This is a genomic window from Streptomyces sp. NPDC059080 (assembly GCF_042739975.1).
Lineage (GTDB): Bacteria > Actinomycetota > Actinomycetes > Streptomycetales > Streptomycetaceae > Streptomyces > Streptomyces benahoarensis.
The window spans coordinates 278,569-302,514 of sequence record NZ_JBHYGX010000003.1; the positions used below are offsets into that span (position 1 = coordinate 278,569).

Here is a 23,946-nt window from a genome sequence, read left to right on the forward strand (position 1 = left end):
GAAGCAGTTCGACCCGCGGATGGTGCGGGCGCTGGCCGCCGCCCTGGGGGGGCTCGGGGGGCAGCCGGTCGGGAAGCTGTCGGCCCCCCCGGACCCCGAGCCCGCGCCCCGCCCCGGCCCCGCCTCCGCCCCCGCGCCCCGCCCCCGCCCGCAGACCCAGAATTGTTTATGGGCTGCGGTCGACAGACAACCCGCACCGACCGACGCCCCCCCCCCGAGCCATGGCTGATCTGATGCAACGGAGTCATTCCTCAATGAAGACGATCGACGAACTCATCGCCGACGGGGTCGGGGGCAAGCGGGTGTTCGTCCGCGCCGACCTGAACGTGCCGCTCGACGGCGCGACCATCACCGACGACGGCCGCATCCGCGCCGTCCAGCCGACGATCGCCAAGCTCGCCCAGAACGGCGCCAAGGTCATCGTCGCCTCGCACCTGGGCCGCCCCAAGGGCGCCCCGGACCCGGCCTTCTCGCTGGCCCCCGCCGCCGCTCGCCTCAGCGAGCTGCTGGGCCGCGATGTCGCCTTCGCCTCCGACACGGTCGGCGACTCCGCCCGCGCCACCGTCGCCGCGCTGGCCGACGGCGAGGTCGCCGTGCTGGAGAACCTGCGCTTCAGCCCCGGCGAGACCAGCAAGGACGACGCGGAGCGCGGCGCCTTCGCGGACCGGCTGGCGGAGCTGGCCGACCTCTACGTCGGCGACGGCTTCGGCGCCGTGCACCGCAAGCACGCCTCCGTCTACGACCTCCCCGCGCGCCTCCCGCACGCCGCGGGCGATCTGATCGCCACCGAGGTCGCCGTCCTCAAGCGCCTCACCGACGACGTCGCGCGCCCCTACGCCGTGGTGCTCGGCGGCGCGAAGGTCTCCGACAAGCTCGGCGTCATCGACCATCTGCTGGAGCGCGCCGACCGCATCCTCATCGGCGGCGGCATGGCGTACACCTTCCTGGCCGCCCAGGGCCACGAGGTCGGTATCTCGCTGCTGCAGAAGGACCAGATCCCGGCCGTTCAGGAGTACCTGGAACGGGCCGCGGCCAAGGGCGTGGAGTTCGTGCTCCCCGTCGACGTGCTGGTCTCCGCGGACTTCCCCGACCTGAAGACCAAGGCCCCGGCCCACCCGCAGACGGTCGCCGCCGATGCCATCCCCGCGGACCAGGAGGGCCTGGACATCGGCCCCCGCACCCGCGAGCTGTACGCCTCGAAGCTCGCCGACGCGGCCACCATCTTCTGGAACGGCCCGATGGGCGTCTTCGAACACCCCGATTACGCGGGCGGCACCCAGGCCGTCGCGCAGGGACTGCTGGACTCGTCCGCCTTCACGGTCGTCGGCGGTGGTGACAGCGCCGCCGCGGTCCGTCAGCTCGGCTTCGACGAGAATGCTTTTGGCCACATTTCGACCGGCGGCGGCGCCAGCCTCGAATACCTCGAAGGCAAGACGCTCCCCGGCCTCGCCGCTCTGGAGGACTGAACCACCGTGACTGCTCGTACCCCGCTGATGGCGGGCAACTGGAAGATGAACCTCAACCACCTGGAGGCCATCGCCCACGTCCAGAAGCTCGCCTTCGCGCTCACCGACAAGGACTACGACGCCGTCGAGGTCGCGGTCCTGCCGCCCTTCACCGACCTCCGCTCGGTGCAGACCCTGGTCGACGGCGACAAGCTGAAGATCAAGTACGGCGCCCAGGACGTCTCCGCGCAGGACTCCGGCGCCTACACCGGTGAGATCTCCGGCGCCATGCTCGCCAAGCTCAAGTGCACGTACGTGGCGATCGGCCACAGCGAGCGCCGCCAGTACCACGGCGAGAACGAGGAGATCTGCAACGCCAAGGTCAAGGCCGCGTACAAGCACGGTCTCACCCCGATCCTCTGCGTCGGTGAGGGCCTGGACGTCCGCAAGGCCGGAAACCAGGTCGCGCACACCCTCGCCCAGGTCGACGGTGCCCTCAAGGACGTCCCGGCCGAGCAGGCCGAGACGATCGTGATTGCCTACGAGCCCGTCTGGGCCATCGGCACCGGTGAGGTCGCCACGCCCGAGGACGCGCAGGAGGTCTGCGGTGCGATCCGCGGCCGTCTCGCCGAGCTGTACAGCCAGGAGCTGGCGGACAAGGTCCGCATCCAGTACGGCGGTTCCGTCAAGTCCGGCAACGTCGCGGCGATCATGGCGCAGCCCGATGTCGACGGCGCGCTGGTCGGCGGCGCGGCGCTGGACTCCGAGGAGTTCGTGAAGATCGTCCGCTTCCGCGACCAGTAGCAGCTATGACGACGGGCCCGGCCCGTCGTACCCTGTCGGGGCCGGTCCGGCGCTCAGCGCGCGGTCCGGCCCCGCACGATGTCGCCGTCGTGGTGGTGCCGCGGCCCGTACCGGCGCCCTCGACACCGTCCGTCAGTCCTAGAGAGTTGGTCCAGCCGTGGTCATCGGGTTCTCGGTCGCCCTCATCGTCTTCAGCCTGCTGCTGATGATGCTGGTGCTCATGCACAAGGGGAAGGGCGGCGGCCTGTCCGACATGTTCGGTGGCGGTATGCAGTCCTCCGTCGGCGGCTCTTCCGTCGCCGAGCGGAACCTCGACCGCATCACCATCGTGGTGGGTCTCCTGTGGTTCGCCTGCATCGTCGTGCTCGGTGTCCTGATGAAGCTCGGCAGCTGACATACCGTCGGGGGCGCGGCCTATCATGGGGCGGCGTCCTGGAGCGGGCGGTAACTCTCGCCACGGGGCGCGCGTTGGGCCTTTCATAGACCGGAGCGCCCGCAGCGCAGCTGCCGCGCGATGCTGTGCAGCACCATTACGCAGGGAGTTACGACCGTGGCAAGTGGCAACGCGATCCGAGGAAGCCGGGTCGGGGCGGGGCCGATGGGGGAGGCCGAGCGCGGCGAATCCGCGCCGCGTACCCGGATCTCCTTCTGGTGCGCCAACGGGCACGAGACGCAGCCCAGCTTCGCCGGTGACGCGCAGGTTCCTGATACCTGGGACTGCCAGCGCTGTGGTTTCCCGGCGGGCAAGGACCGGGAAAGCCCGCCCGACCCGCCGCGCACCGAGCCGTACAAGACCCATCTCGCGTATGTGCGAGAGCGCCGCAGCGACGCCGACGGCGAGGCGATTCTCGCCGAGGCGCTGGCCAAGCTCCGCGGCGAGATCTGACGCCACACCGCCTGTGCGACCGGCCCGGCCGGGAGGGAACTTCCCTTCCCGGCCGGGCCGTTGGCGTTCCCGGCGCCCTGCGGCGCGGCGCGGGGCACCGTACGGCCGCCCGTGTGCCGACAGCGGACAGACCCCTCATATCGCGCGCTGATCAACTAAATTGGAGGGCGGCGGGGCCGGCACGAGACGAAGAAGGCTGATGTCCGAGATGAACGCAGAAGGCCGCAGCAGGCTCGATCAGATGCCTGAGTGGGCGGCGCTGGGCGCACACCGCGCGCAGCTGGGCGAACCCCAGCTGCGCGATCTGTTCGCCCAGGAGCCGGAGCGCGCCGGGCGCTACACCCTCCGGGTGGGCGACCTGCACATCGACTACTCCAAGCATCTGATCACCGACGAGACGCTGCTGCTCCTCCGGGAGCTGGCCGCGGCGGCGGGCGTGACCCGGCTGCGGGACGCGATGTTCCGCGGCGAGAAGGTCAACGTGACCGAGGGCCGCTCGGTACTGCACACCGCGCTGCGCGCCCCCGGCTCCGCGGTGATCGAGGCCGACGGGCAGAACGTCGTCCCCGCCGTGCACGCCGTCCTCACCAAGATGACGACCTTCGCCGACCGGGTCCGCTCCGGCGACTGGAAGGGCCACACCGGCCGCCGCATCAAGGCCGTCGTCAACATCGGCATCGGCGGCTCCGACCTCGGCCCCGCCATGGCGTACGAGGCGCTGCGCGCCTCCACCCACCGCGACCTGGAGTTCCGCTTCGTCTCCAACGTCGACGGCGCGGATCTGCACGAGGCGCTGCGCGATCTGGACCCGGCCGAGACACTGTTCGTCATCGCCTCGAAGACCTTCACCACCATCGAGACGATCACCAACGCCACCTCGGCGCGCGCCTGGCTGCTCGACGGTCTCGGCGCCGAGAGCGGGGGAGAGGCCGTCGCCAAGCACTTCGTGGCGCTCTCCACCAACGCCGAGAAGGTCGCCGCGTTCGGCATCGACACGACCAACATGTTCGAGTTCTGGGACTGGGTCGGCGGCCGCTACTCCTACGACTCGGCGATCGGCCTGTCGCTGATGATCGCCATCGGCCCGGAGCACTTCCGGGAGATGCTGGCCGGGTTCCACCTCGTCGACGAGCACTTCCGCACCGCCCCCGCCGAGGAGAACGCCCCGCTGCTGCTGGGCCTGCTCGGCATCTGGTACGGCAACTTCTTCGACGCCCAGTCGCACGCCGTCCTGCCGTACAGCCACTACCTCTCGAAGTTCACCGCCTATCTCCAGCAGCTCGACATGGAGTCGAACGGCAAGTCGGTGGACCGCGAGGGCCGTCCGGTGCGCTGGCAGACCGGGCCCGTCGTCTGGGGCACGCCCGGCACCAACGGCCAGCACGCCTACTACCAGCTGCTCCACCAGGGCACGAAGATGATCCCGGCGGACCTCATCGGCTTCGCCCGGCCGGTCGACGATCTGGAGCCCCGGCTCGTCGCCCAGCACGATCTGCTGATGGCCAACCTCTTCGCCCAGGGCCAGGCGCTGGCCTTCGGGAAGACGCCGGACGAGGTGCGCGCCGAGGGCGTCGCCGAGGAACTGGTGCCGCACCGGACGTTCCGCGGCAACCACCCCACCACCACCATCCTCGCCACCGAGCTGTCCCCGTCCGTGCTGGGCCAGCTGATCGCCCTCTACGAGCACAAGGTGTTCGTCCAGGGCGCCGTGTGGAACATCGACTCCTTCGATCAGTGGGGCGTGGAGCTGGGCAAGGTCCTCGCCAGGCGGGTCGAACCGGCGCTCACGGACGGCGCCGAGGTGCCGGGCCTGGACGCGTCGACGGCCGCCCTGGTCGCCAAGTACCGCGAGCTGCGCGGCCGTTGATCCCTCGGGTGGCGCGCCGCCCCGCGCCGCCCGCCCCCGGCCGTCCGGCGGCCGTACGACGAAGGGCTCCCGCACCGCATGTGGTGGGGGAGCCCTTGTGCGTGCCGTGCGTCAGGCGGAGGCCGGCGGGTAGAGGTCGCGCGGCAGCTGAGAGGCCGCCGCCTCGTCCAGCAGCCACAGGGTGCGCCTGCGGCCCCGGGCACCGGCGGCCGGCGCCTGGATCTCCCCGGCGCCGGAGAGCGCGATGGCCGCGGCCTGCGCCTTGTCCGCACCGGCGGCCAGCAGCCACACCTCGCGCGCCGCGCGGATCGCGGGCAGCGTCAGCGAGACGCGGGTGGGCGGCGGCTTCGGCGCGCCGTGCACCCCGACCACCGTCCGCTCCTCCTCCCGCACCCCCGGCAGCTCCGGGAAGAGGGAGGCGACATGGGTGTCCGGGCCGACGCCCAGCAGCAGGACGTCGAACGACGGTACCGGGCCGTGGTCCTCCGGGCCCGCGGCGGCGGCCAGTTCGGCGGCGTACGCCTCGGCCGCGGCGTCCGCGTCGTTGCCGTACGGGCCACCGGCCGGGGCCATGGCGTGGACCCGCGCCGGATCCAGCGGAACGGAGTCGAGCAGCGCCGCGCGGGCCTGCGTCTCGTTGCGCTCCGGATCGCCATCCAGCAGGAACCGTTCGTCGCCCCACCACAGGTCGAGCCGGGACCAGTCCACGGCGTCCCGGGCAGGCGCCTCGGCGAGGGCCGCGAGCAGCCCGTTGCCGTTGCGTCCGCCGGTCAGCACCACGGAGGCGGAGCCCCGGGCGGCCTGGGCGTCCACGATCTTCGTGATCAGCCGGGCCGCCGCGGCCTGCGCCATCAGCTCCTTGTCGCGGTGGACGACGACCTGCGGCGCGCTCACTTGGCGGCCGCCTTCTTCGCCGCGGTCTTCTTCGGCGCGGGCTTCGCCGCCGCCTCCCCGCCGTCCTTCGCGGGCGCCTCCGGCGCGGTCGTCCGCGCCGCCTCGCCCAGCCGGTCCACGCCGTACTTCAGCGCGGCGGCGAAGGTGTCGTCCGGGTCGAGGCGGCGCAGCTCCTCGGCGAGCAGCTCGGAGGTCTCCCGCCGCTTGAGCGCCACCGCACGGTCGGGCTGGCCCTGCATCGACAGGGTGGCCAGCGAACCGTCCGGCCGGTCCAGCACGATCGGCCCGCAGCTCGTCTGCAGCCGCACCGCGGTCAGGCCGGGACCGGGCGACACCGTGCGCTCGACGGGGACGTCCAGCCGGCTGGCGAGCCACATGCCCAGCAGTTCGCAGCTGGGGTTGAACTCCTCGCCCTCCACCACGGCGGAGGTGATCTCGCACGGCATCTGGTCCAGCGCCGCCGCGAGCATCGACCGCCACGGGGTGATGCGGCTCCAGGACAGGTCCGTGTCGCCGGGGGTGTAGGTGGCGGCGCGGTCGGTCAGCTCCTGGATGGGCTGCTCGGAGGAGTAGGCGTCGGTGACCCGGCGCTGGGCCAGCGCGCCGAGCGGGTCCTTCGCCGGGTCCAGCGGGCCGTTGACCGCCCACCACACGACGACGGGCGCGTCCGGCAGCAGCAGCGGCAGCACCACCGACTGGGCGTGGTCGATCGCCTCGCCGTACAGCCGCAGCACGACCGTCTCACCCGTACCGGCGTCCGCGCCGACCCGGACCTCGGCGTCCAGCCGGGCCTTGGCGCGGTCGCGCGGCGTGCGGCTGACCCGTTTGATGACCACCAGGGTCCGCGACGGGTGCTCGCGGGACGCCTCGTTGGCCGCCCTCAGGGCGTCGTAGGCGTTCTCCTCGTCGGTGACGATGACGAGGGTGAGCACCATGCCGACGGCGGGCGTGCCGACGGCGCGACGGCCCTGCACCAGCGCCTTGTTGATCTTGCTGGCCGTGGTTTCCGTCAGGTCGATCTTCATGGGCGACGCCAGCTCCGTCCGTCTCGTGCGAGCATTTCGTCCGCCTCGGTGGGGCCCCAGGTGCCGGCCGGGTACTGCGCCGGTTTGCCGTGACGGTCCCAGTACTCCTCGATCGGGTCTAGGATCCGCCAGGACTGCTCGACCTCCTCCAGCCGCGGGAAGAGGTTGGCGTCGCCCAGCAGCACATCGAGGATGAGCCGCTCGTACGCCTCGGGGCTCGACTCCGTGAACGACTCGCCGTACGCGAAGTCCATGGAGACGTCCCGCACCTCCATCGAGGTGCCGGGGACCTTCGAGCCGAAGCGCACGGTCACGCCCTCGTCCGGCTGCACCCGGATGACCAGGGCGTTCTGGCCCAGCTCCTCCGTGGCGGTGTGGTCGAAGGGGGAGTGCGGCGCCCGCTGGAAGACCAGCGCGATCTCGGTGACCCGGCGGCCCAGGCGCTTACCGGTGCGCAGGTAGAAGGGGACGCCCGCCCAGCGGCGGTTGTCCACCTCCAGCTTGATCGCGGCGTAGGTGTCGGTCTTCGACTTGGGGTCGATGCCGTCTTCCTGGAGGTAGCCGACAGCCTGCTCGCCGCCCTGCCACCCGGCGGTGTACTGCGCGCGCACCGTCTCCTTGCCGAGGTCGGCGGGGAGCCGCACGGCGCCCAGCACCTTGGTCTTCTCCGCGACCAGCGCGTCCGCGTCGAAGGAGGACGGCTCCTCCATGGCGGTCAGCGCGAGCAGCTGGAGCAGGTGGTTCTGGATGACGTCACGCGCCGCGCCGATGCCGTCGTAGTAACCGGCCCGGCCACCGATGCCGATGTCCTCGGCCATCGTGATCTGCACGTGGTCGATGTACGAGCGGTTCCACAGCGGCTCGAACATCGTATTGGCGAAGCGGAGCGCCAGGATGTTCTGGACCGTCTCCTTGCCGAGGTAGTGGTCGATGCGGAAGACCGCCTCGGGCGGGAAGACCTCGTGGACGACCTGGTTCAGCTCCTGGGCGCTCTTGAGGTCGTGGCCGAAGGGCTTCTCGATGACCGCGCGGCGCCACGAGCCGTCCTTCGGGTCGGCGAGCCCGTGGTTCTTGAGCTGTTTGACGACCGTGGGGAAGAACTTGGGCGGCACGGACAGGTAGAAGGCGAAGTTGCCGCCCGTACCCTGCGCCTTGTCCAGCTCGTCCATCGTCGCCTTCAGCGTCTCGAACGCCGCGTCGTCGTCGAAGTTGCCCTGGACGAAGCGCATCCCCTGGATGAGCTGCTGCCAGACCTCCTCGCGGAACGGCGTACGCGAGTGCTGCTTGACGGCGTCGTGCACCACCTGCGCGAAGTCCTCGTCGTGCCATTCGCGACGGGCGAAGCCGATGAGGGAGAAGCCGGGCGGGAGCAGACCGCGGTTGGCGAGGTCGTACACCGCCGGCATCAGCTTTTTGCGCGACAGATCGCCCGTGACGCCGAAGATGACCAGGCCCGACGGCCCCGCGATACGCGGGAGCCGTCGGTCCGCGGCGTCACGAAGCGGGTTCGCTCCATGAACTGCGGTCAAGGTGTCAGCCCTCCGAAGGAGCGAGGCGCTTGAGCTCCGCCTCGGTGGACGTGAGCAGGTCGTTCCAGGAAGCCGCGAACTTCTCCACGCCCTCGTCCTCCAGGAGCTGTACGACCTCGTCGTACGAGATCCCGAGCTTCGCGACGGCGGCGAGGTCCGCACGGGCCTGCTCGTACGTCCCGCGGACGGTGTCGCCGGTGATCTGCCCGTGGTCAGCGGTCGCCTGGAGGGTGGCCTCCGGCATGGTGTTGACCGTGCCCGGGGCGACCAGCTCGTCGACGTAGAGGGTGTCCTTGTACGCCGGGTCCTTGACGCCGGTCGAGGCCCACAGCGGACGCTGCTTGTTGGCCTGCGCCTTGTCCAGGGCGGCCCAGCGCTCCGAGGAGAAGACCTCCTCGTACGCCTCGTAGGCCAGGCGCGCGTTGGCCAGGGCGGCCTTGCCCTTGAGCGCCTTGGCCTCGTCCGTGCCGATGTTCTCCAGCCGCTTGTCGATCTCGGAGTCGACGCGGGAGACGAAGAACGACGCCACCGAGTGGATCTGCGAGAGGTCCAGGCCCGCGGCCTTCGCCTTCTCCAGGCCCGCCACGTAGGCGTCCATCACCTCGCGGTAGCGCTCCAGCGAGAAGATCAGCGTGACGTTGACGCTGATGCCCTTGGCGATGACCTCGGTGATCGCCGGCAGGCCCGCCTTGGTGGCCGGGATCTTGATGAGGGTGTTGGGGCGGTCCACCAGCCACGCCAGCTGCTTCGCCTCGGCGACGGTGGGCGTGGTGTGGTGCGCCAGGCGCGGGTCGACCTCGATGGAGACCCGGCCGTCCTGGCCGTCGGTGGCGTCGAAGACCGGCCGCAGGATGTCGGCGGCGTCCCGGACGTCCGCCGTCGTGATCATGCGGAGGGCTTCCTCGACGGTGACCTTGCGCGCGGCGAGGTCGGCGACCTGCTGGTCGTAGCCGTGGCCGTCCGAGATCGCCTTCTGGAAGATCGACGGGTTGGTGGTGACACCGACGACGTGCTGCTGGTCGATCAGCTCGGCGAGGTTGCCGGACGTGATGCGCTGGCGCGACAGGTCGTCCAGCCAGATCGCGACGCCTTCATCGGAGAGGCGCTTGAGTGCGTCTGTCATGGGGGATTGCATCTCCTACTGGTTCGTGTACCGGCGTCAGCGCGCGGCGGCTTCGAGCGATTCCCGGGCGGCCGCCGTCACCGCGTCGGCGGTGAAGCCGAACTCGCGGAAGAGGACCTTCGCGTCGGCCGAGGCGCCGAAGTGCTCCAGCGACACGATCCGCCCGGCGTCCCCGACGTAGCGGTGCCAGGTCAGACCCACGCCCGCCTCGACGGCGACCCGCGCCTTGACGGACGGCGGCAGCACGCTGTCGCGGTACTCCTGGTCCTGCTCCTCGAACCACTCGACGCAGGGCATCGACACGACGCGCGCCGGAACGCCCGCGGCCTGCAGCTGCTCGCGCGCCTCGACGGCGAGCTGCACCTCGGAACCGGTGCCGATCAGCACGACCTGCGGCTCCGCGGCCGCACCGGAGGGGCCCTCGGAGTCGAAGAGGACGTAGCCGCCCTTGGCCGCTTCGTCGTTCGCCTCGTACGTGGGCACGCCCTGACGGGTCAGCGCGAGGCCGTGCGGGGCGCCGACGCCGAACTCCTTCGTGTAGCGCTTCATGATCTCGCGCCACGCGATGACGGTCTCGTTGGCGTCGGCCGGGCGCACGATGTTCAGGCCCGGAATGGCGCGCAGCGAGGCCAGGTGCTCGACCGGCTGGTGGGTCGGGCCGTCCTCGCCCAGACCGATGGAGTCGTGCGTCCACACGTACGTCACCGGCAGGTGCATCAGCGCGGAGAGCCGGACGGCGTTGCGCATGTAGTCGGAGAACACCAGGAAGGTGCCGCCGTAGATGCGGGTGTTGCCGTGCAGCGCGATGCCGTTCATCTCCGCGGCCATGGAGTGCTCGCGGATGCCGTAGTGGATCGTGCGGCCGTACGGGTCGGCGCCCGGCAGCGGGTTGCCCACCGGCAGGAACGACGACGTCTTGTCGATCGTGGTGTTGTTGGACCCGGCGAGGTCGGCGGAGCCGCCCCACAGCTCGGGCAGGACGCCGCCCAGCGCGGCCAGCACCTTGCCGGAGGCGGCGCGGGTGGCGACTGCCTTGCCGGTCTCGAACGCCGGGAGGTGATCCTCCCAGCCGGCCGGCAGCTCGCCCGCGGCGATGCGGTCGAACTCGGCGGCGCGCTCGGGGTTGGCGGTCCGCCAGGCGGCGAATGCCTTCTCCCACTCGGCGCGGGCGTCGCGGCCGCGGTCCAGCGCCTCGCGGGTGTGGGCCAGGACCTCGGGGGTGACCTCGAAGGACTGCTCCGGGTCGAAGCCCAGCACGCGCTTGGTGGCGGCGACCTCGTCGGCGCCCAGGGCCGAGCCGTGTGCGGCCTCGGTGTTCTGCGCGTTCGGCGCGGGCCAGGCGATGATCGAACGGGCCGCGATGAACGACGGGCGCCCGGTTTCGGCCTTGGCGGCCTCCAGGGCGCGGGCCAGGCCGACCGGGTCCAGGTCGCCGTTGGGCAGCTGCTCGACGCGCTGGACGTGCCAGCCGTACGCCTCGTACCGCTTGAGGGTGTCCTCGGAGACCGCGGTCTCCGTGTCGCCCTCGATCGAGATGTGGTTGTCGTCCCAGAGGAGGACGAGATTGCCGAGCTTCTGGTGGCCCGCGAGGGAGGACGCCTCGGCGGAGATGCCCTCCTGGAGGCAGCCGTCACCGGCGATGGCCCAGATGGTGTGGTCGAACGGGGAGGTGCCCGCGGGGGCCTCCGGGTCGAACAGGCCGCGCTCGTAGCGGGCGGCCATCGCCATGCCGACGGCGTTGGCGACACCCTGGCCCAGCGGACCGGTGGTGGTCTCGACGCCGGTGGTGTGGCCGTACTCCGGGTGGCCCGGGGTCTTGGAGCCCCAGGTGCGGAACGCCTTCAGATCGTCCAGTTCCAGGCCGTACCCGGCCAGGAAGAGCTGGATGTAGAGCGTCAGGCTGGAGTGGCCGGCGGAGAGGATGAACCGGTCACGGCCGGTCCACTCCGCGTCGGCCGGGTCGTGCCGCATCAGCTTCTGGAAGAGAAGATAGGCGGCCGGAGCCAGGCTCATAGCCGTACCAGGATGGCCGTTTCCGACCTTCTGCACGGAATCCATGGCCAGGACGCGGACGGTATCGACGGCCCGCTGGTCCAGATCGGTCCACTCGATGTCTGTGGTGGTCGGCTTGGTGCTCACCCTGAGTCAGGGCTCCTCTCCACATGTCGAATGCCGCGGACGGTATGTCCGCAAGGCGATGTCGAGCCTACCCCCGCCGGTGCGTGCGTCTTTTCGACGCGGAGTCGGCGGCGCCGCCCGGTGGAGTACGCGTCAGTCCGGAGCAACCGGCGCCCTATCTCCGGCAATCCGGACGCGGGGGACGCGACCCCTGGTCCCCAGCCTGACGGGAGCGGCCCGCCTTCGCCTCTTATAAGAGAGGAGCGGGGGCCATGGGAGGCGCCGAGGGGCGGGCGCCCGGCGCCGCCGTCGGGGAACCAACACGAGCGGACCCCCGCGAAGATCGCGGTATGGCCAACGTCTAAAGTGGCGTGGTACGCGCAAGCCTCGCGGTCGCCAGGGCCGGATGCGCTTGCTGGCCTTATCTCCGCGGTGAAAGCCGCAGATGTTACTTCCAGGGGTGTGCGTGACGGCCGTCCAATCCCGTCCTGCGGGGACGCTCTCTCAGAGCCCCGGGAGTCCGAACCCCGGCCACCGGCCGTTCGGCGCCCGCGTCAAGGCGTTCATCGAGCTCACCAAGCCGCGCGTCATCGAGCTGCTGCTGATGACGACGGTGCCGGTGATGTTCCTGGCCGCCGGCGGCGTCCCGGACCTGTGGCTGGTGCTGGCCACCTGCATCGGCGGCTACCTCTCGGCGGGCGGCGCCGCCGCGTACAACATGTACATCGACCGCGACATCGACGCGCTGATGGACCGCACCGCCCAGCGCCCCCTGGTGACGGGCATGGTCTCGCCGCGCGAGTGCCTGGTCTTCGCGACCGCGCTCTCCGTCGGCTCCACCGTGTGGTTCTGGTACCTCGTCAACCCGCTGTCGGCGATGCTCTCGCTGGGCGCGATCCTCTTCTACGTCGTCGTCTACACGATGATCCTCAAGCGGCGCACCAGCCAGAACATCGTCTGGGGCGGCATCGCGGGCTGTATGCCGGTGTTCATCGGCTGGTCCTCGGTGACCGACTCGGTCTCCTGGGCCGCACTCATCCTCTTCCTGGTCATCTTCTTCTGGACGCCGCCGCACTACTGGCCGCTGTCGATGAAGGTCAAGGACGACTACGAGCGCGTCGGCGTGCCGATGCTCCCCGCCGTCGCGGGCAACAAGGTCGTCGCCCGGCATATTGTCATCTACAGCTGGGTCATGGTCGGGGTGTCGCTGCTGCTCCAGCCGCTGGGGTACACCGGCTGGCTCTACACCGCGGTCGCGCTCGCCTGCGGCGCGTTCTGGCTGCGGGAGGCGCACGGTCTGCAGGCCCGCGCCAAGGCCGGTGTCACGGGGCCGAAGCTCAAGGAGATGCGGCTCTTCCACTGGTCGATCACGTACGTCTCGCTGCTCTTCGTCGCCGTCGCGGTGGACCCCTTCGTCCGCTGACCTCGTACGTCCTCGTTCCACGGCCCGTCCGGCGCGCTCCGGGCGGGCCTTCGCGTCGCCCGGAGACGATGCGCGGGCGCCCCTCCCCAAGAGTCCTACCGGTGGGTAGCATCGGGGGTATGGCAGACACCAAGCAGGCGGACGAGCAGCCGGCGGCCGAAGAGCGGACCGACGCGCGGGCGGAGAAGCGGACCAGGCGGCACGCGGCGCGGCTCGCCAAGGAGATGCGGGCCTTCGCGGCCGCGCACGGCGGCAGCGCCGAGGGGCAGCTGGCGCACCTCGGCCGGGGCCGGGTCCGCGTCGCCCTCGTGGGCGCCGACGGCGAGTGGGGCAACCTCGTCGCCGACTCCCTGACGGAGGCCCGGGCGGGCGCAGAGCAGGCCGGGATCGCCCTCCAGGACGACTTCGACGGCGACCTCGCCGCCAAGGTGCGCACCGGCCGCAACGAGTGGACCCGGATGGCCGGGATCCAGATCGGCGGCCCGGCCAACGGCTGAGCCCGCCGCCCGGCCGGCCGCGGTCGCACGGAAGGAGCCCACCGGGTGCGTGACCTGCACGCGCCCGGTGGGCTCCTTCCGTACGGGGTGCCCCTGGGGGCGCCGGTCAGCCCGCGGCGGCCGGTTCGGCGGGCCGGACCGCCTCGGGGCTGCCGCTCTGCTGCTCCGGCAGATCCGCGAGCGCCCCGCGGTCCCGCAGCGTCAGGACCAGGCGCAGCACCGCGATCCAGACCAGCGTCGAGCCGAGCATGTGCAGTCCGACGACCAGCTCCGGCAGCCCCAGGAAGTACTGGACGTAGCCGATGACGCCCTGGAGGAGCAGGAGGACGACGAGGTCGCGGACGGCGCGGCGGGGCGCGGCGGGCGCCTTGACGGCGCGCAGCGTGAACCACAGGGCGATCGTCAGGCCGACGACGATGTAGACGAAGTCGACGTGCAGCTGGGTCACCTCCCGCCAGTTCAGCGGGATGCGGTTGACCTTCCGGGCGTCGCCCGCGTGCGGCCCGGTGCCGGTGACGACGGTGCCGACCAGCGTCAGCGCGCCGGTCGCGCCCAGCAGCACCCAGGCCAGCTGACGCACCGGCCGCGCGACCACGTCCCGGGGCGCGTCGTCACCCTCGCAGGCGCGCCGCCAGGTCACCACGGCCACCGTGAGCAGCCCGGTGCTGAGCAGGAAGTGCGCGGCGACGATGTACGGGTTGAGGCCGGTCAGGACCGTGACGCCGCCGACGACGGCGTTGCCCATGACGATCCAGAACTGCGCCCAGCCGAGCCGGGTCAGCGCCCGGCGGCGCGGGGAGCGGGCCCGGGCGGCGATGATGAACAGGGCGATCGCCGCGCAGAGCACATACGTCAGCAGGCGGTTGCCGAACTCGATCAGGCCGTTGATGCCCATCGCCGCCGTCGGCGTCAGGCTGTCCGGCGTGCAGCGCGGCCAGGTGGAGCAGCCGAGGCCGGACTGGGACAGCCGCACCGCGCCTCCCGTGACGACGATGATGACGGCCATCACGACGGTGGTCAGCGCGGCCCGCCGCACGAAGCGTGCGGACGGCTGGCTGCTGCGGGCGATCAGCTCAAGGGGGTTCAGCGTTTTCGGCACGGGGGACATCGTAGGCGCCGCCTTGTGCAAAGTTTCACGAGGGGTGCACGGCGCTCAAGACGGTGCGTAGCGCGACGGAACGGCCGGGCGCGGGGCGTGCGCGGGGCGTGGCCTCCGGCGCTCCGGGGCGTGCCCCCGAGGCTCCCGTCGGCCGCCTTCCGTTACTCCCAGCGGAAGAACCGTGCCGCTTACTCCCAGCGGAAGAACCGTGCCGCCGCGCCCAGCCCGAGCACCGCCCAGACGGCGAGGACGCCGAGGTCGCCCCAGGGGAGCGCGGCCCCGTGCTGGAGGACGGCGCGCAGCCCGTCGGAGAGCGCGGAGATCGGCAGCAGCCCGAGGACCGTCTGCGCCGCCTCCGGGAACTTCGTCAGCGGCACGATGACGCCGCCGCCCACCAGGAGCAGCAGGAAGACGAGGTTGGCCGCGGCCAGCGTCGCCTCGGCCCGCAGCGTCCCGGCCATCAGCAGCCCGAGCCCGGAGAACGCCGCCGTCCCCAGGACGAGCAGTGCGGCGACCGCGAGCGGATTGCCCTGCGGCGACCACCCCAGCGCCAGCGCCACCACGGTCAGCAGCGCGATCTGCAGCACCTCGGTGACCAGCACCGCGCAGGTCTTCGCGGTCATCAGCCCCCAGCGCGGCAGCGGCGAGGCGGCGAGCCGCTTGAGGACGCCGTAGCGCCGCTCGAAGCCGGTGGCGATGGCCTGCCCGGTGAACGCGGTCGACATCACGGCGAGCGCCAGCACGCCGGGCGCCAGGAAGTCGACGGCGCTGCCCGCGCCCGTGTCGATGATGTCGACGGCGGAGAACAGCACCAGCAGCAGCGTCGGAATGACGACGGTCAGCAGCAGCTGCTCGCCGTTGCGCAGCAGCATCCGGGTCTCCAGCGCCGCCTGCGCACGGATCATCCGCGCCAGCGGTGCGGCACCGGGCCGCGGGGTGAACGTACCGGTCGCGGTCATGCCCGCAGCTCCTTGCCCGTCAGGTCGAGACTGTGCTTTCCCGGGGGACGACCCCCGGACCCCCGGCCGGACGGCGTACGGCAGTGGCTCATGCCCGCAGCTCCTTGCCCGTCAGGTCGAGACTGTGCTTTCCCGGGGGGGGCGACCCCCGGACCCCCGGCCGGACGGCGTACGGCGGCGGCTCATCCCCGCAGCTCCTTGCCCGTCAGGTCGAGGAAAACGTCCTCCAGGGTGTGCCGTTCGACGGCGATGGTGTCGGGCAGGACGCCGTTCTGGGCGCACCAGGAGGCGATGGTGGCCAGCATCTGGGGGTTGACGGTGCCGGTGACGCGGTAGCTGCCGGGGGCCGGTTCGGCGGTGGCGCTGTCCTCGGGCAGCGCCTTGCGGAGCGTCGCCAGGTCGAGCCCGGGCCGCCCGGTGAAGCGCAGGGTGTTCTCCGCGCCGCCCCGGCACAGCTCCTCGGGAGTGCCCTGGGCGATGACCCGGCCACCGTCGATGATCGCGACATCGTCGGCCAGCTGCTCGGCCTCGTCCATGAAGTGGGTGGTCAGCACCACGGAGACGCCGTCGGTACGCAGCTCGCGGACGAGGTCCCAGGTGGCGTGGCGGGCCTGCGGGTCGAGGCCGGCGGTCGGCTCGTCCAGGAAGACCAGCTCGGGGCGGCCGACGACGGCCATCGCCAGGGCGAGCCGCTGCTGCTGGCCGCCGGAGAGGCGCCGGTAGGTGGTGCGCCCGCAGCTGCCCAGGCCCAGCCGGTCGATCAGCAGCCCGACGTCGACGGGGTCGGCGTGCAGGGACGCGGTGTGCCGCAGCATCTCTTCGGCGCGGGCGCCGCTGTAGACGCCGCCGGACTGCAGCATCACGCCGATCCGGGGCCGCAGCCGCGCCGCGTCGGCGACCGGGTCCAGGCCCAGCACGCGGACGGTTCCGGCGTCCGGGCGGCGGTAGCCCTCGCAGATCTCGACGGTGGTGGTCTTCCCGGCGCCGTTGGGGCCGAGCAGGGCGGTGACACCGCCGCGCGCGACGGTCAGGTCGAGGCCGTCCACCGCGGTCTTGGGCGACCGGGAGCCGTACCGCTTGACCAGGCCGGCGACCTCGATGGCGACCTCGACGGCGGGCGCGCGGCCGGAGGTCCGGGGGTTCCCCGGGGAGGTGCTGGGCATGCCTAGCAGTCTACGGAGCGCCCGGCGGACGCCCGCCGCCGCCCCGTTCGACGGGGGCGAAGGCCGGCGGGAGGGTGACCGCCCCCGGGTGAGGCGGTTGGGTGAAGATTTTTTCCGCGGGTTCCCGGGCGTCCACGCGAAGATCGCGATCCGCGTCCGTCCCGCTCAACAGAGGGCTTCCGGGCCTCCGGACGCCCCCTCATTAGGTGACCCTAAGTGATTGAGGACACCGTTGAGTGGCCCCGTCGAGGGTTGTCGCGGCTCGCGGAATTACGCAACAATGGCGTTGTGAAAAACGCGAGCGAGGAGCGGAAGGGATCCCCGGCCGGTACGGCCGCCGGGGCGCGCCCGGTCGTGTCCGAGCAGCCCGCCCGGGGCGCCGTCGCCCCGCAGGACGAGCAGCAGGGCACCCGCAACCGCGTCGCCCGCTCCATCCTCGATCACGGTCCTTCCACCGCCGCCGAGCTGGCCCTGCGCCTGGAGCTGACCCAGGCGGCCGTCCGCCGTCATCTGGACGCGCTGGCCGCCGACGGTGTCGTCGAGCCCCGCGAGAAGCGGGTCTACGGCGCCCGTGGCCGCGGCCGCCCCGCCAGGGCGTTCGCCCTCACCGACTGCGGCCGGGACGCCTTCTACCAGTCCTACGACGAGCTGGCTGCCGACGCCCTGCGCTGGATCGCGCGCAGCGCCGGTGGTGGCGAGGAGGGCGAGGCGGCGGTCGCCGCGTTCGCCCGCGCCCGGCTGGCCGCGCAGGCCGAGGGGTACCGCAAGGCCGTCGAGGCCGCCGGGCCCGAAGAACGCACCCGGGCCCTGGCCGAGGCGTTGACCGCGGACGGGTACGCTGCTACGGCGCGCAGCGCGCCCAATTCCCAGCTCGGTGAACAGCTCTGCCAGCACCACTGCCCGGTCGCCCATGTCGCCGAGCAGTACCCGCAGCTGTGCGAGGCGGAGACCGAGGTCTTCTCCCGCCTGCTGGGGACCCATGTACAGCGGCTCGCCACCATCGCCCACGGCGACGGGGTGTGCACGACCTTCATCCCGAAGGCCGGCGCGCACGGCACCACCGCGCCCGACACCACGAAGACCACCACAGCATCTGCCAGCACGGCCGGGAGGAACCCCGCATGACGCTCCCCACGGAGACTGCCCACCCCGAGCTCGACGGACTGGGCAAGTACGAATACGGCTGGGCCGACTCCGACGTGGCCGGCGCCTCCGCCAAGCGCGGTCTGTCCGAGAACGTCGTCCGCGACATCTCGGCCAAGAAGAACGAGCCGGAGTGGATGCTCAAGCTCCGTCTCAAGGGCCTGAAGCTGTTCGACAAGAAGCCCATGCCCAACTGGGGCTCCGACCTCTCGGGCATCGACTTCGACAACATCAAGTACTTCGTCCGCTCCACCGAGGCGCAGGCCGCCTCCTGGGAGGACCTGCCCGAGGACATCAAGAACACCTACGACAAGCTGGGCATCCCCGAGGCGGAGAAGCAGCGCCTGGTCGCCGGTGTCGCCGCGCAGTACGAGTCCGAGGTCGTCTACCACCAGATCCGCGAGGACCTGGAGCAGCAGGGCGTCATCTTCCTGGACACCGACACCGCGCTGAAGGAGCACCCGGAGCTCTTCCAGGAGTACTTCGGCACGGTCATCCCGGTCGGCGACAACAAGTTCGCGTCGCTGAACACCGCGGTCTGGTCCGGCGGGTCCTTCATCTACGTCCCCAAGGGTGTCCACGTCGACATCCCGCTGCAGGCGTACTTCCGGATCAACACCGAGAACATGGGTCAGTTCGAGCGGACGCTGATCATCGTCGACGAGGGCGCCTACGTGCACTACGTCGAGGGCTGCACCGCCCCGATCTACAAGTCGGACTCGCTGCACTCCGCGGTCGTCGAGATCATCGTGAAGAAGGGCGGCCGCTGCCGCTACACGACGATCCAGAACTGGTCGAACAACGTCTACAACCTCGTCACCAAGCGCGCCGTCGCCTACGAGGGCGCGACGATGGAGTGGATCGACGGCAACCTCGGCTCCAAGGTGACCATGAAGTACCCCGCGGTCTACCTCATGGGCGAGCACGCCAAGGGCGAGACGCTGTCCATCGCCTTCGCAGGCGAGGGCCAGCACCAGGACGCCGGTTCCAAGATGGTCCACATGGCGCCGAACACCTCCTCCAACATCGTCTCCAAGTCGGTGGCGCGCGGCGGCGGCCGCACCTCGTACCGCGGTCTGGTCGAGATCGGTGAGGGCGCGGCGGGCTCCAAGTCCAACGTGCTGTGCGACGCCCTGCTGGTCGACACCATCTCCCGCTCGGACACCTACCCCTACGTCGACGTCCGTGAGGACGACGTGTCGATGGGCCACGAGGCGACCGTCTCCAAGGTGAGCGAGGACCAGCTCTTCTACCTGATGGCCCGTGGCCTGACGGAGTTCGAGGCCATGGCGATGATCGTGCGCGGCTTCGTCGAGCCGATCGCCAAGGAGCTCCCGATGGAGTACGCGCTGGAGCTCAACCGGCTGATCGAGCTGCAGATGGAAGGCGCGGTCGGCTGACGGCCACGGCACACCCCTGACCGACGCGGCGGCCTTCCTCCGGGAGGGCCGAGTATCGCAACGAGAAAGCGAGCATGACGACAGCCATGGCTGAGGCTCAGAACATCCCGGCGGGTTCCACGACCACCGGTTCCATCGCGGTGGCCGCGGAGTCCACCGTCGCCACCCGCATGAGTGCGCCGCCGTCCTACGACGTGGCGGACTTCCCGGTGCCGCACGGCCGGGAGGAGGAGTGGCGGTTCACCCCCCTCGCCCGCCTGAAGGGCCTGCACGACGGCACCGCGGTCGGTGACGGCGGCATCCTCGTCACCGTCGAGACCCCGGCGGACGCCACCCAGGAGACCGTGGACCGCGACGACCCGCGGGTCGGCAAGGCCGGTACCCCCGTGGACCGCGTTGCCGCGCAGGCGTACACCTCCTTCGAGAAGGCGCACGTCGTCACCGTCCCCAAGGACACCCAGCTCACCGAGCCGATCCGGATCGGTGTGCAGGGCCAGGGCGGCACCGCCTTCGGCCACCAGGTCATCGAGCTGGGCGCGTTCGCCGAGGCGGTCGTCGTCATCGACCACACCGGCGACGCCACCCTCGCCGCCAACGTCGACTACCTCCTCGGTGACGGCGCCAAGCTGACCGTCGTCTCCGTCCAGGACTGGGACGACACCGCCGTCCACGTCGGCCAGCACAATGCGCTGATCGGCCGCGACGCGAGCTTCAAGTCCGTCGTCGTCACCTTCGGCGGCGACCTCGTCCGGCTGCACCCGCGGGTCACCTACGCGGCGCCCGGCGGCGAGGCGGAGCTGTACGGCCTGTACTTCACCGAGGCCGGTCAGCACCAGGAGCACCGCCTCATGGTCGACCACTCGGTGCCCAACTGCCGCTCGCACGTCACGTACAAGGGAGCCCTCCAGGGCGACGACGCGCACGCGGTGTGGATCGGTGACGTCCTCATCCAGGCGGCCGCCACCGGCACGGACACCTACGAGCTCAACCGCAACCTCGTCCTCACCGACGGTGCGCGGGTCGACTCGGTCCCCAACCTGGAGATCGAGACCGGCGAGATCGTCGGCGCCGGTCACGCCTCGGCGACCGGCCGCTTCGACGACGAGCAGCTGTTCTACCTGATGGCCCGCGGCATCCCGGCCGAGGAGGCCCGCCGCCTGGTCGTGCGCGGCTTCTTCGCCGAGCTGATCCAGCAGATCGGCCTGCCGGACGTCGAAGAGCGGCTGATGCGCAAGATCGAGGCCGAGCTGGAAGCGGCCGCGGCATGAGTTACGTACGTGTGGCGACGCTGGGCGAGCTGGCGGAGGACACCCCGAAGCGGGTGGAAATCGACGGCACGCCGGTCTCCCTCGTCCGTACCGAGGGCGAGGTGTTCGCGATCAACGACATCTGCTCGCACGCGAACGTCTCCCTGTCGGAGGGCGAGGTCGAGGACTGCTCGATCGAGTGCTGGCTGCACGGATCGAGCTTCGACCTGCGCACCGGCAAGCCGTCCGGCCTCCCCGCGACGCGTCCCGTCCCCGTTTACCCCGTCAAGATCGAAGGAGAGGGCCCGGAAGCCTCCGTGCTCGTCTCCGTCACCCAGGAGTCCTGAGTTCCCCATGGCAACGCTTGAGATCCACGACCTGCACGTCTCCGTCGAAGCCGAGAACGGCCCGCGCGAGATCCTGAAGGGCGTCGACCTGACCGTGAAGCAGGGCGAGACGCACGCCATCATGGGCCCCAACGGCTCCGGCAAGTCGACCCTCGCCTACTCCCTCGCAGGTCACCCCAAGTACACGATCACCGGCGGCACCGTCACCCTCGACGGCGAGGACGTCCTGGAGATGTCCGTCGACGAGCGCGCCCGCGCCGGTGTCTTCCTCGCCATGCAGTACCCGGTCGAGGTCCCCGGCGTCTCCGTCTCCAACTTCCTGCGCACCTCCGCCACCGCCGTCCGCGGCGAGGCCCCCAAGCTGCGGCTGTGGGTCAAGGAGGTCAAGGAGGCCATGGAGCGGCTCCAGATGGACACCGCGTTCGCCGAGCGCAACGTCAACGAGGGCTTCTCCGGCGGCGAGAAGAAGCGCCACGAGATCCTTCAGCTGGAGCTGCTCAAGCCGAAGATCGCGATCCTCGACGAGACCGACTCCGGCCTCGACGTCGACGCGCTGCGCACCGTCTCCGAGGGCGTCAACCGCGTCCGCGAGAGCGGCGAGGTCGGCACCCTGCTGATCACCCACTACACGCGCATCCTGCGCTACATCAAGCCCGACCACGTCCACGTCTTCGCGGCCGGCCGCATCGTCGAGTCCGGCGGTGCCGAGCTGGCCGACAAGCTGGAGGCCGAGGGCTACGAGGAGTACACGAAGGGCGGCGCGACCCTGTGAGCGACGCACGCGAGGCCACCGGCCTGCGGACGACCTGCGACCCGCAGGTGCGCCTCGCGGGCGCAGCAGAGGAAGGGGCAGGGGCGTGACACAGATTCCGGGCCTCCTCGACACCGAGGCGATCCGCAAGGACTTCCCCCTCCTGGACCGTCAGGTCCACGAGGGCAAGAAGATCGTGTACCTGGACAACGCGGCGACATCGCAGAAGCCGCGCCAGGTGCTCGACGCGCTGAACGCCTACTACGAGTGCCACAACGCCAACGTCCACCGCGGTGTGCACGTCCTCGCCGAGGAGGCCACGGAGCTGTACGAAGGCGCCCGCGACAAGGTCGCCGCCTTCATCAACGCTCCGAGCCGCGACGAGGTGATCTTCACCAAGAACGCCTCCGAGTCGCTCAACCTCGTGGCCAACATGCTCGGTTGGGCCGATGAGCCCTACCGGGTGGACCACGACACCGAGATCGTCATCACGGAGATGGAGCACCACTCCAACATCGTTCCGTGGCAGCTGCTGTCGCAGCGCACCGGCGCGAAGCTGAAGTGGTTCGGCCTCACCGACGACGGGCGGCTCGACCTCTCCGACATCGACGAGGTCATCACCGACCGCACCAAGGTCGTCTCCTTCACCCTGGTCTCCAATCTCCTGGGCACCATCAACCCGGTGGAGGCGATCATCCGGCGGGCCCAGGAGGTCGGCGCGCTGGTCGTCATCGACGCCTCGCAGGCCGCCCCGCACATGGTGCTGGATGTCCAGGCCCTCCAGGCCGACTTCGTGGCCTTCACCGGCCACAAGATGTGCGGCCCGACCGGCATCGGCGTCCTCTGGGGCCGCCAGGAGCTGCTGGAGGACCTCCCGCCGTTCCTCGGTGGCGGCGAGATGATCGAGACCGTCTCGATGCACTCGTCGACGTACGCTCCGGCGCCGCACAAGTTCGAGGCGGGGACGCCCCCGATCGCGCAGGCCGTGGGCCTCGGCGCGGCCGTGGACTACCTCACCGCGATCGGCATGGAGAAGATCGCCGCACATGAGCACGCGATCACCGAGTACGCCGTCAAGCGGCTGCTGGAGGTCCCGGACCTGCGGTTCATCGGCCCGTCCACGGCCGAGGACCGCGGGGCGACGATCTCCTTCACGCTCGGCGACATCCATCCGCACGACGTCGGCCAAGTGCTCGACGAGCAGGGCATCGCGGTCCGGGTCGGCCACCACTGCGCGCGGCCGGTCTGCCTGCGGTACGGAATTCCTGCGACCACCCGTGCGTCGTTCTATCTGTACTCCACCCCGGCCGAGGTCGACGCCTTGGTCGAGGGCCTGGAGTACGTCCGCAATTTCTTCGGTTAGACAGACAGAGCGGTAGACCACGCACAGCGGATGAGGACGAGGACTGACTGAGCCGTGAAGCTGGATTCGATGTACCAGGACGTCATCCTGGACCACTACAAGCACCCGCACGGGCGCGGTCTTCGGGACGGCGATGCCGAGGTGCACCACACCAACCCCACCTGCGGGGACGAGATCACCCTGCGGGTGCGGCTGGACGGCACGACCGTCGCGGACGTGTCCTACGACGGCCAGGGCTGCTCCATCAGCCAGGCCAGCGCCTCGGTGCTCAACGACCTGCTCGTCGGCAAGCAGCTCGGGGAGGCGCAGCGGATCCAGGAGACCTTCCTGGAGCTGATGCAGTCCAAGGGCAAGGTCGAGCCGGACGATGCGATGGAGGAGGTGCTGGAGGACGCCGTGGCGTTCGCCGGCGTCTCGAAGTACCCGGCACGGGTGAAGTGCGCCCTGCTCAGCTGGATGGCCTGGAAGGACGCCACGGCCAAGGCCCTCTCCGAGGAGGCGAAAACCGCATGACCGACACGCCCGAGAACACCCTGACCAAGCCGGCCTCAGAAGAAGAGGTCCGCGAGGCCCTGTACGACGTCGTCGACCCCGAGCTGGGGATCGATGTCGTCAACCTCGGCCTGATCTACGGCATTCACATCGACGACGCCAACATCGCCACCATCGACATGACGCTGACGTCCGCGGCCTGCCCGCTGACCGACGTCATCGAGGACCAGGCGAAGTCCGCCACGGACGGCATCGTCAGTGAGCTGAAGATCAACTGGGTCTGGATGCCCCCGTGGGGTCCCGACAAGATCACCGACGACGGCCGCGAGCAGCTGCGCGCCCTGGGCTTCAACGTCTGACCGACGCCCCGT

The 23,946-nt window shown here is 70.8% G+C and carries 23 protein-coding genes; 15 read left to right on the forward strand and 8 right to left on the reverse strand.

The genetic code is table 11. The features are described 5' to 3' along the window. Window positions 1–254 precede the first annotated feature (254 nt). The 5 genes from ACFWWQ_RS03595 (at window position 255) to pgi (ending at window position 5,002) form a co-directional block, all read left to right on the forward strand. Window positions 255–1,466 (forward strand): phosphoglycerate kinase, encoded by a 1,212-nt coding sequence (locus ACFWWQ_RS03595; RefSeq protein WP_384589407.1) that lies wholly within the window; start codon window positions 255–257, stop codon window positions 1,464–1,466. A 6-nt stretch (window positions 1,467–1,472) separates the two neighbouring features. Next, window positions 1,473–2,249, forward strand: coding sequence for a triose-phosphate isomerase (tpiA, locus tag ACFWWQ_RS03600; protein WP_384589410.1), 777 nt, complete (start codon window positions 1,473–1,475; stop codon window positions 2,247–2,249). 157 nt (window positions 2,250–2,406) lie between these two features. Further along, entirely contained in the window at window positions 2,407–2,643 is a 237-nt protein-coding gene (secG, locus tag ACFWWQ_RS03605) for a preprotein translocase subunit SecG (protein ID WP_384589413.1), read from the forward strand. Window positions 2,644–2,799: 156 nt separating this feature from the next. Further along, a complete protein-coding gene (locus ACFWWQ_RS03610) occupies window positions 2,800–3,135 on the forward strand; it encodes an RNA polymerase-binding protein RbpA (RefSeq protein ID WP_384589416.1) in 336 nt (111 codons plus the stop codon). A 208-nt stretch (window positions 3,136–3,343) separates the two neighbouring features. Then, window positions 3,344–5,002 carry a glucose-6-phosphate isomerase gene (gene pgi / locus ACFWWQ_RS03615; protein ID WP_384589525.1) on the forward strand — a complete coding sequence of 553 codons (1,659 nt, stop codon included), beginning with the start codon at window positions 3,344–3,346 and terminating at the stop codon, window positions 5,000–5,002. A gap of 111 nt (window positions 5,003–5,113) precedes the next feature. Here pgi and pgl read toward each other — a convergent pair whose 3' ends face one another. From pgl to tkt, 5 genes are read right to left on the reverse strand one after another with little or no spacing between them, the layout of a single operon-like run. Continuing rightward, window positions 5,114–5,896, reverse strand: a complete 783-nt coding sequence (gene pgl, locus ACFWWQ_RS03620; RefSeq protein ID WP_384589419.1) for a 6-phosphogluconolactonase — start codon at window positions 5,894–5,896, stop codon at window positions 5,114–5,116. After that, entirely contained in the window at window positions 5,893–6,921 is a 1,029-nt protein-coding gene (gene opcA / locus ACFWWQ_RS03625) for a glucose-6-phosphate dehydrogenase assembly protein OpcA (protein WP_384589422.1), read from the reverse strand. The genes pgl and opcA overlap by 4 nt, the downstream gene beginning before the upstream one ends. Beyond that, window positions 6,918–8,450, reverse strand: a complete 1,533-nt coding sequence (gene zwf, locus ACFWWQ_RS03630) for a glucose-6-phosphate dehydrogenase (RefSeq protein WP_384589425.1) — start codon at window positions 8,448–8,450, stop codon at window positions 6,918–6,920. Before zwf ends, opcA begins: the two co-directional genes overlap by 4 nt. A 4-nt stretch (window positions 8,451–8,454) precedes the next feature. Then, window positions 8,455–9,573 (reverse strand): transaldolase, encoded by a 1,119-nt coding sequence (tal, locus tag ACFWWQ_RS03635; RefSeq protein ID WP_384589428.1) that lies wholly within the window; start codon window positions 9,571–9,573, stop codon window positions 8,455–8,457. A 36-nt stretch (window positions 9,574–9,609) separates the two neighbouring features. Further along, window positions 9,610–11,712 carry a transketolase gene (gene tkt / locus ACFWWQ_RS03640; protein WP_384589431.1) on the reverse strand — a complete coding sequence of 701 codons (2,103 nt, stop codon included), beginning with the start codon at window positions 11,710–11,712 and terminating at the stop codon, window positions 9,610–9,612. Window positions 11,713–12,157: 445 nt separating this feature from the next. Between tkt and ACFWWQ_RS03645 the strand changes: the two genes are divergently transcribed. Then, entirely contained in the window at window positions 12,158–13,114 is a 957-nt protein-coding gene (locus tag ACFWWQ_RS03645; protein WP_384589434.1) for a heme o synthase, read from the forward strand. Between the two features lie 119 nt (window positions 13,115–13,233). Next, on the forward strand, window positions 13,234–13,611 hold the full coding sequence (locus ACFWWQ_RS03650) for a hypothetical protein (protein WP_384589437.1): 378 nt from the start codon (window positions 13,234–13,236) through the stop codon (window positions 13,609–13,611). Between the two features lie 106 nt (window positions 13,612–13,717). On the opposite strand, the gene ACFWWQ_RS03655 is transcribed toward ACFWWQ_RS03650, so the two are convergent. The 3 genes from ACFWWQ_RS03655 to ACFWWQ_RS03665 form a co-directional block, all read right to left on the reverse strand. Then, window positions 13,718–14,710: a heme A synthase gene (locus tag ACFWWQ_RS03655; protein WP_384589440.1), complete on the reverse strand. Its 993-nt coding sequence runs from the start codon at window positions 14,708–14,710 to the stop codon at window positions 13,718–13,720. A 188-nt stretch (window positions 14,711–14,898) separates the two neighbouring features. After that, a complete protein-coding gene (locus ACFWWQ_RS03660) occupies window positions 14,899–15,669 on the reverse strand; it encodes an ABC transporter permease (protein ID WP_384589443.1) in 771 nt (256 codons plus the stop codon). A 182-nt stretch (window positions 15,670–15,851) separates the two neighbouring features. Then, complete coding sequence (locus tag ACFWWQ_RS03665; protein ID WP_384589446.1) at window positions 15,852–16,832, reverse strand: ABC transporter ATP-binding protein; 981 nt, start codon at window positions 16,830–16,832, stop codon at window positions 15,852–15,854. Between the two features lie 288 nt (window positions 16,833–17,120). Between ACFWWQ_RS03665 and ACFWWQ_RS03670 the strand changes: the two genes are divergently transcribed. From ACFWWQ_RS03670 to ACFWWQ_RS03705, 8 genes are all read left to right on the forward strand, one after another. Further along, on the forward strand, window positions 17,121–17,957 hold the full coding sequence (locus ACFWWQ_RS03670; protein WP_384589449.1) for a helix-turn-helix transcriptional regulator: 837 nt from the start codon (window positions 17,121–17,123) through the stop codon (window positions 17,955–17,957). Next, window positions 17,954–19,375: a Fe-S cluster assembly protein SufB gene (sufB, locus tag ACFWWQ_RS03675; RefSeq protein WP_384589452.1), complete on the forward strand. Its 1,422-nt coding sequence runs from the start codon at window positions 17,954–17,956 to the stop codon at window positions 19,373–19,375. Before ACFWWQ_RS03670 ends, sufB begins: the two co-directional genes overlap by 4 nt. Before the next feature lie 86 nt (window positions 19,376–19,461). Beyond that, window positions 19,462–20,643 (forward strand): Fe-S cluster assembly protein SufD, encoded by a 1,182-nt coding sequence (sufD, locus tag ACFWWQ_RS03680; protein ID WP_384589455.1) that lies wholly within the window; start codon window positions 19,462–19,464, stop codon window positions 20,641–20,643. Beyond that, window positions 20,640–20,969: a non-heme iron oxygenase ferredoxin subunit gene (locus ACFWWQ_RS03685; protein WP_030282983.1), complete on the forward strand. Its 330-nt coding sequence runs from the start codon at window positions 20,640–20,642 to the stop codon at window positions 20,967–20,969. The genes sufD and ACFWWQ_RS03685 overlap by 4 nt, the downstream gene beginning before the upstream one ends. Before the next feature lie 7 nt (window positions 20,970–20,976). After that, window positions 20,977–21,741, forward strand: coding sequence for a Fe-S cluster assembly ATPase SufC (gene sufC / locus ACFWWQ_RS03690; protein WP_384589458.1), 765 nt, complete (start codon window positions 20,977–20,979; stop codon window positions 21,739–21,741). An 85-nt stretch (window positions 21,742–21,826) separates the two neighbouring features. Next, window positions 21,827–23,083, forward strand: a complete 1,257-nt coding sequence (locus ACFWWQ_RS03695) for a cysteine desulfurase (protein WP_384589461.1) — start codon at window positions 21,827–21,829, stop codon at window positions 23,081–23,083. Window positions 23,084–23,137: 54 nt separating this feature from the next. Further along, on the forward strand, window positions 23,138–23,596 hold the full coding sequence (sufU, locus tag ACFWWQ_RS03700) for a Fe-S cluster assembly sulfur transfer protein SufU (RefSeq protein ID WP_384589464.1): 459 nt from the start codon (window positions 23,138–23,140) through the stop codon (window positions 23,594–23,596). Next, a complete protein-coding gene (locus ACFWWQ_RS03705; RefSeq protein ID WP_384589467.1) occupies window positions 23,593–23,934 on the forward strand; it encodes a metal-sulfur cluster assembly factor in 342 nt (113 codons plus the stop codon). The genes sufU and ACFWWQ_RS03705 overlap by 4 nt, the downstream gene beginning before the upstream one ends. Window positions 23,935–23,946 lie beyond the last annotated feature (12 nt).

What these genes read in the sequence shown, in the direction of transcription:
- ACFWWQ_RS03650 (WP_384589437.1), top strand. Translation starts at nt 13,234, where the DNA reads ATGGCAGACACCAAGCAGGCGGACGAGCAGCCGGCGGCCGAAGAGCGG.
- pgi (WP_384589525.1), top strand. Translation starts at nt 3,344, where the DNA reads ATGAACGCAGAAGGCCGCAGCAGGCTCGATCAGATGCCTGAGTGGGCG.
- sufC (WP_384589458.1), top strand. Translation starts at nt 20,977, where the DNA reads ATGGCAACGCTTGAGATCCACGACCTGCACGTCTCCGTCGAAGCCGAG.
- opcA (WP_384589422.1), bottom strand. Translation starts at nt 6,921, where the DNA reads ATGAAGATCGACCTGACGGAAACCACGGCCAGCAAGATCAACAAGGCG.
- ACFWWQ_RS03595 (WP_384589407.1), top strand. Translation starts at nt 255, where the DNA reads ATGAAGACGATCGACGAACTCATCGCCGACGGGGTCGGGGGCAAGCGG.
- sufD (WP_384589455.1), top strand. Translation starts at nt 19,462, where the DNA reads ATGGCTGAGGCTCAGAACATCCCGGCGGGTTCCACGACCACCGGTTCC.
- ACFWWQ_RS03665 (WP_384589446.1), bottom strand. Translation starts at nt 16,832, where the DNA reads ATGCCCAGCACCTCCCCGGGGAACCCCCGGACCTCCGGCCGCGCGCCC.
- ACFWWQ_RS03685 (WP_030282983.1), top strand. Translation starts at nt 20,640, where the DNA reads ATGAGTTACGTACGTGTGGCGACGCTGGGCGAGCTGGCGGAGGACACC.
- sufB (WP_384589452.1), top strand. Translation starts at nt 17,954, where the DNA reads ATGACGCTCCCCACGGAGACTGCCCACCCCGAGCTCGACGGACTGGGC.
- ACFWWQ_RS03660 (WP_384589443.1), bottom strand. Translation starts at nt 15,669, where the DNA reads ATGACCGCGACCGGTACGTTCACCCCGCGGCCCGGTGCCGCACCGCTG.
- tal (WP_384589428.1), bottom strand. Translation starts at nt 9,573, where the DNA reads ATGACAGACGCACTCAAGCGCCTCTCCGATGAAGGCGTCGCGATCTGG.
- ACFWWQ_RS03705 (WP_384589467.1), top strand. Translation starts at nt 23,593, where the DNA reads ATGACCGACACGCCCGAGAACACCCTGACCAAGCCGGCCTCAGAAGAA.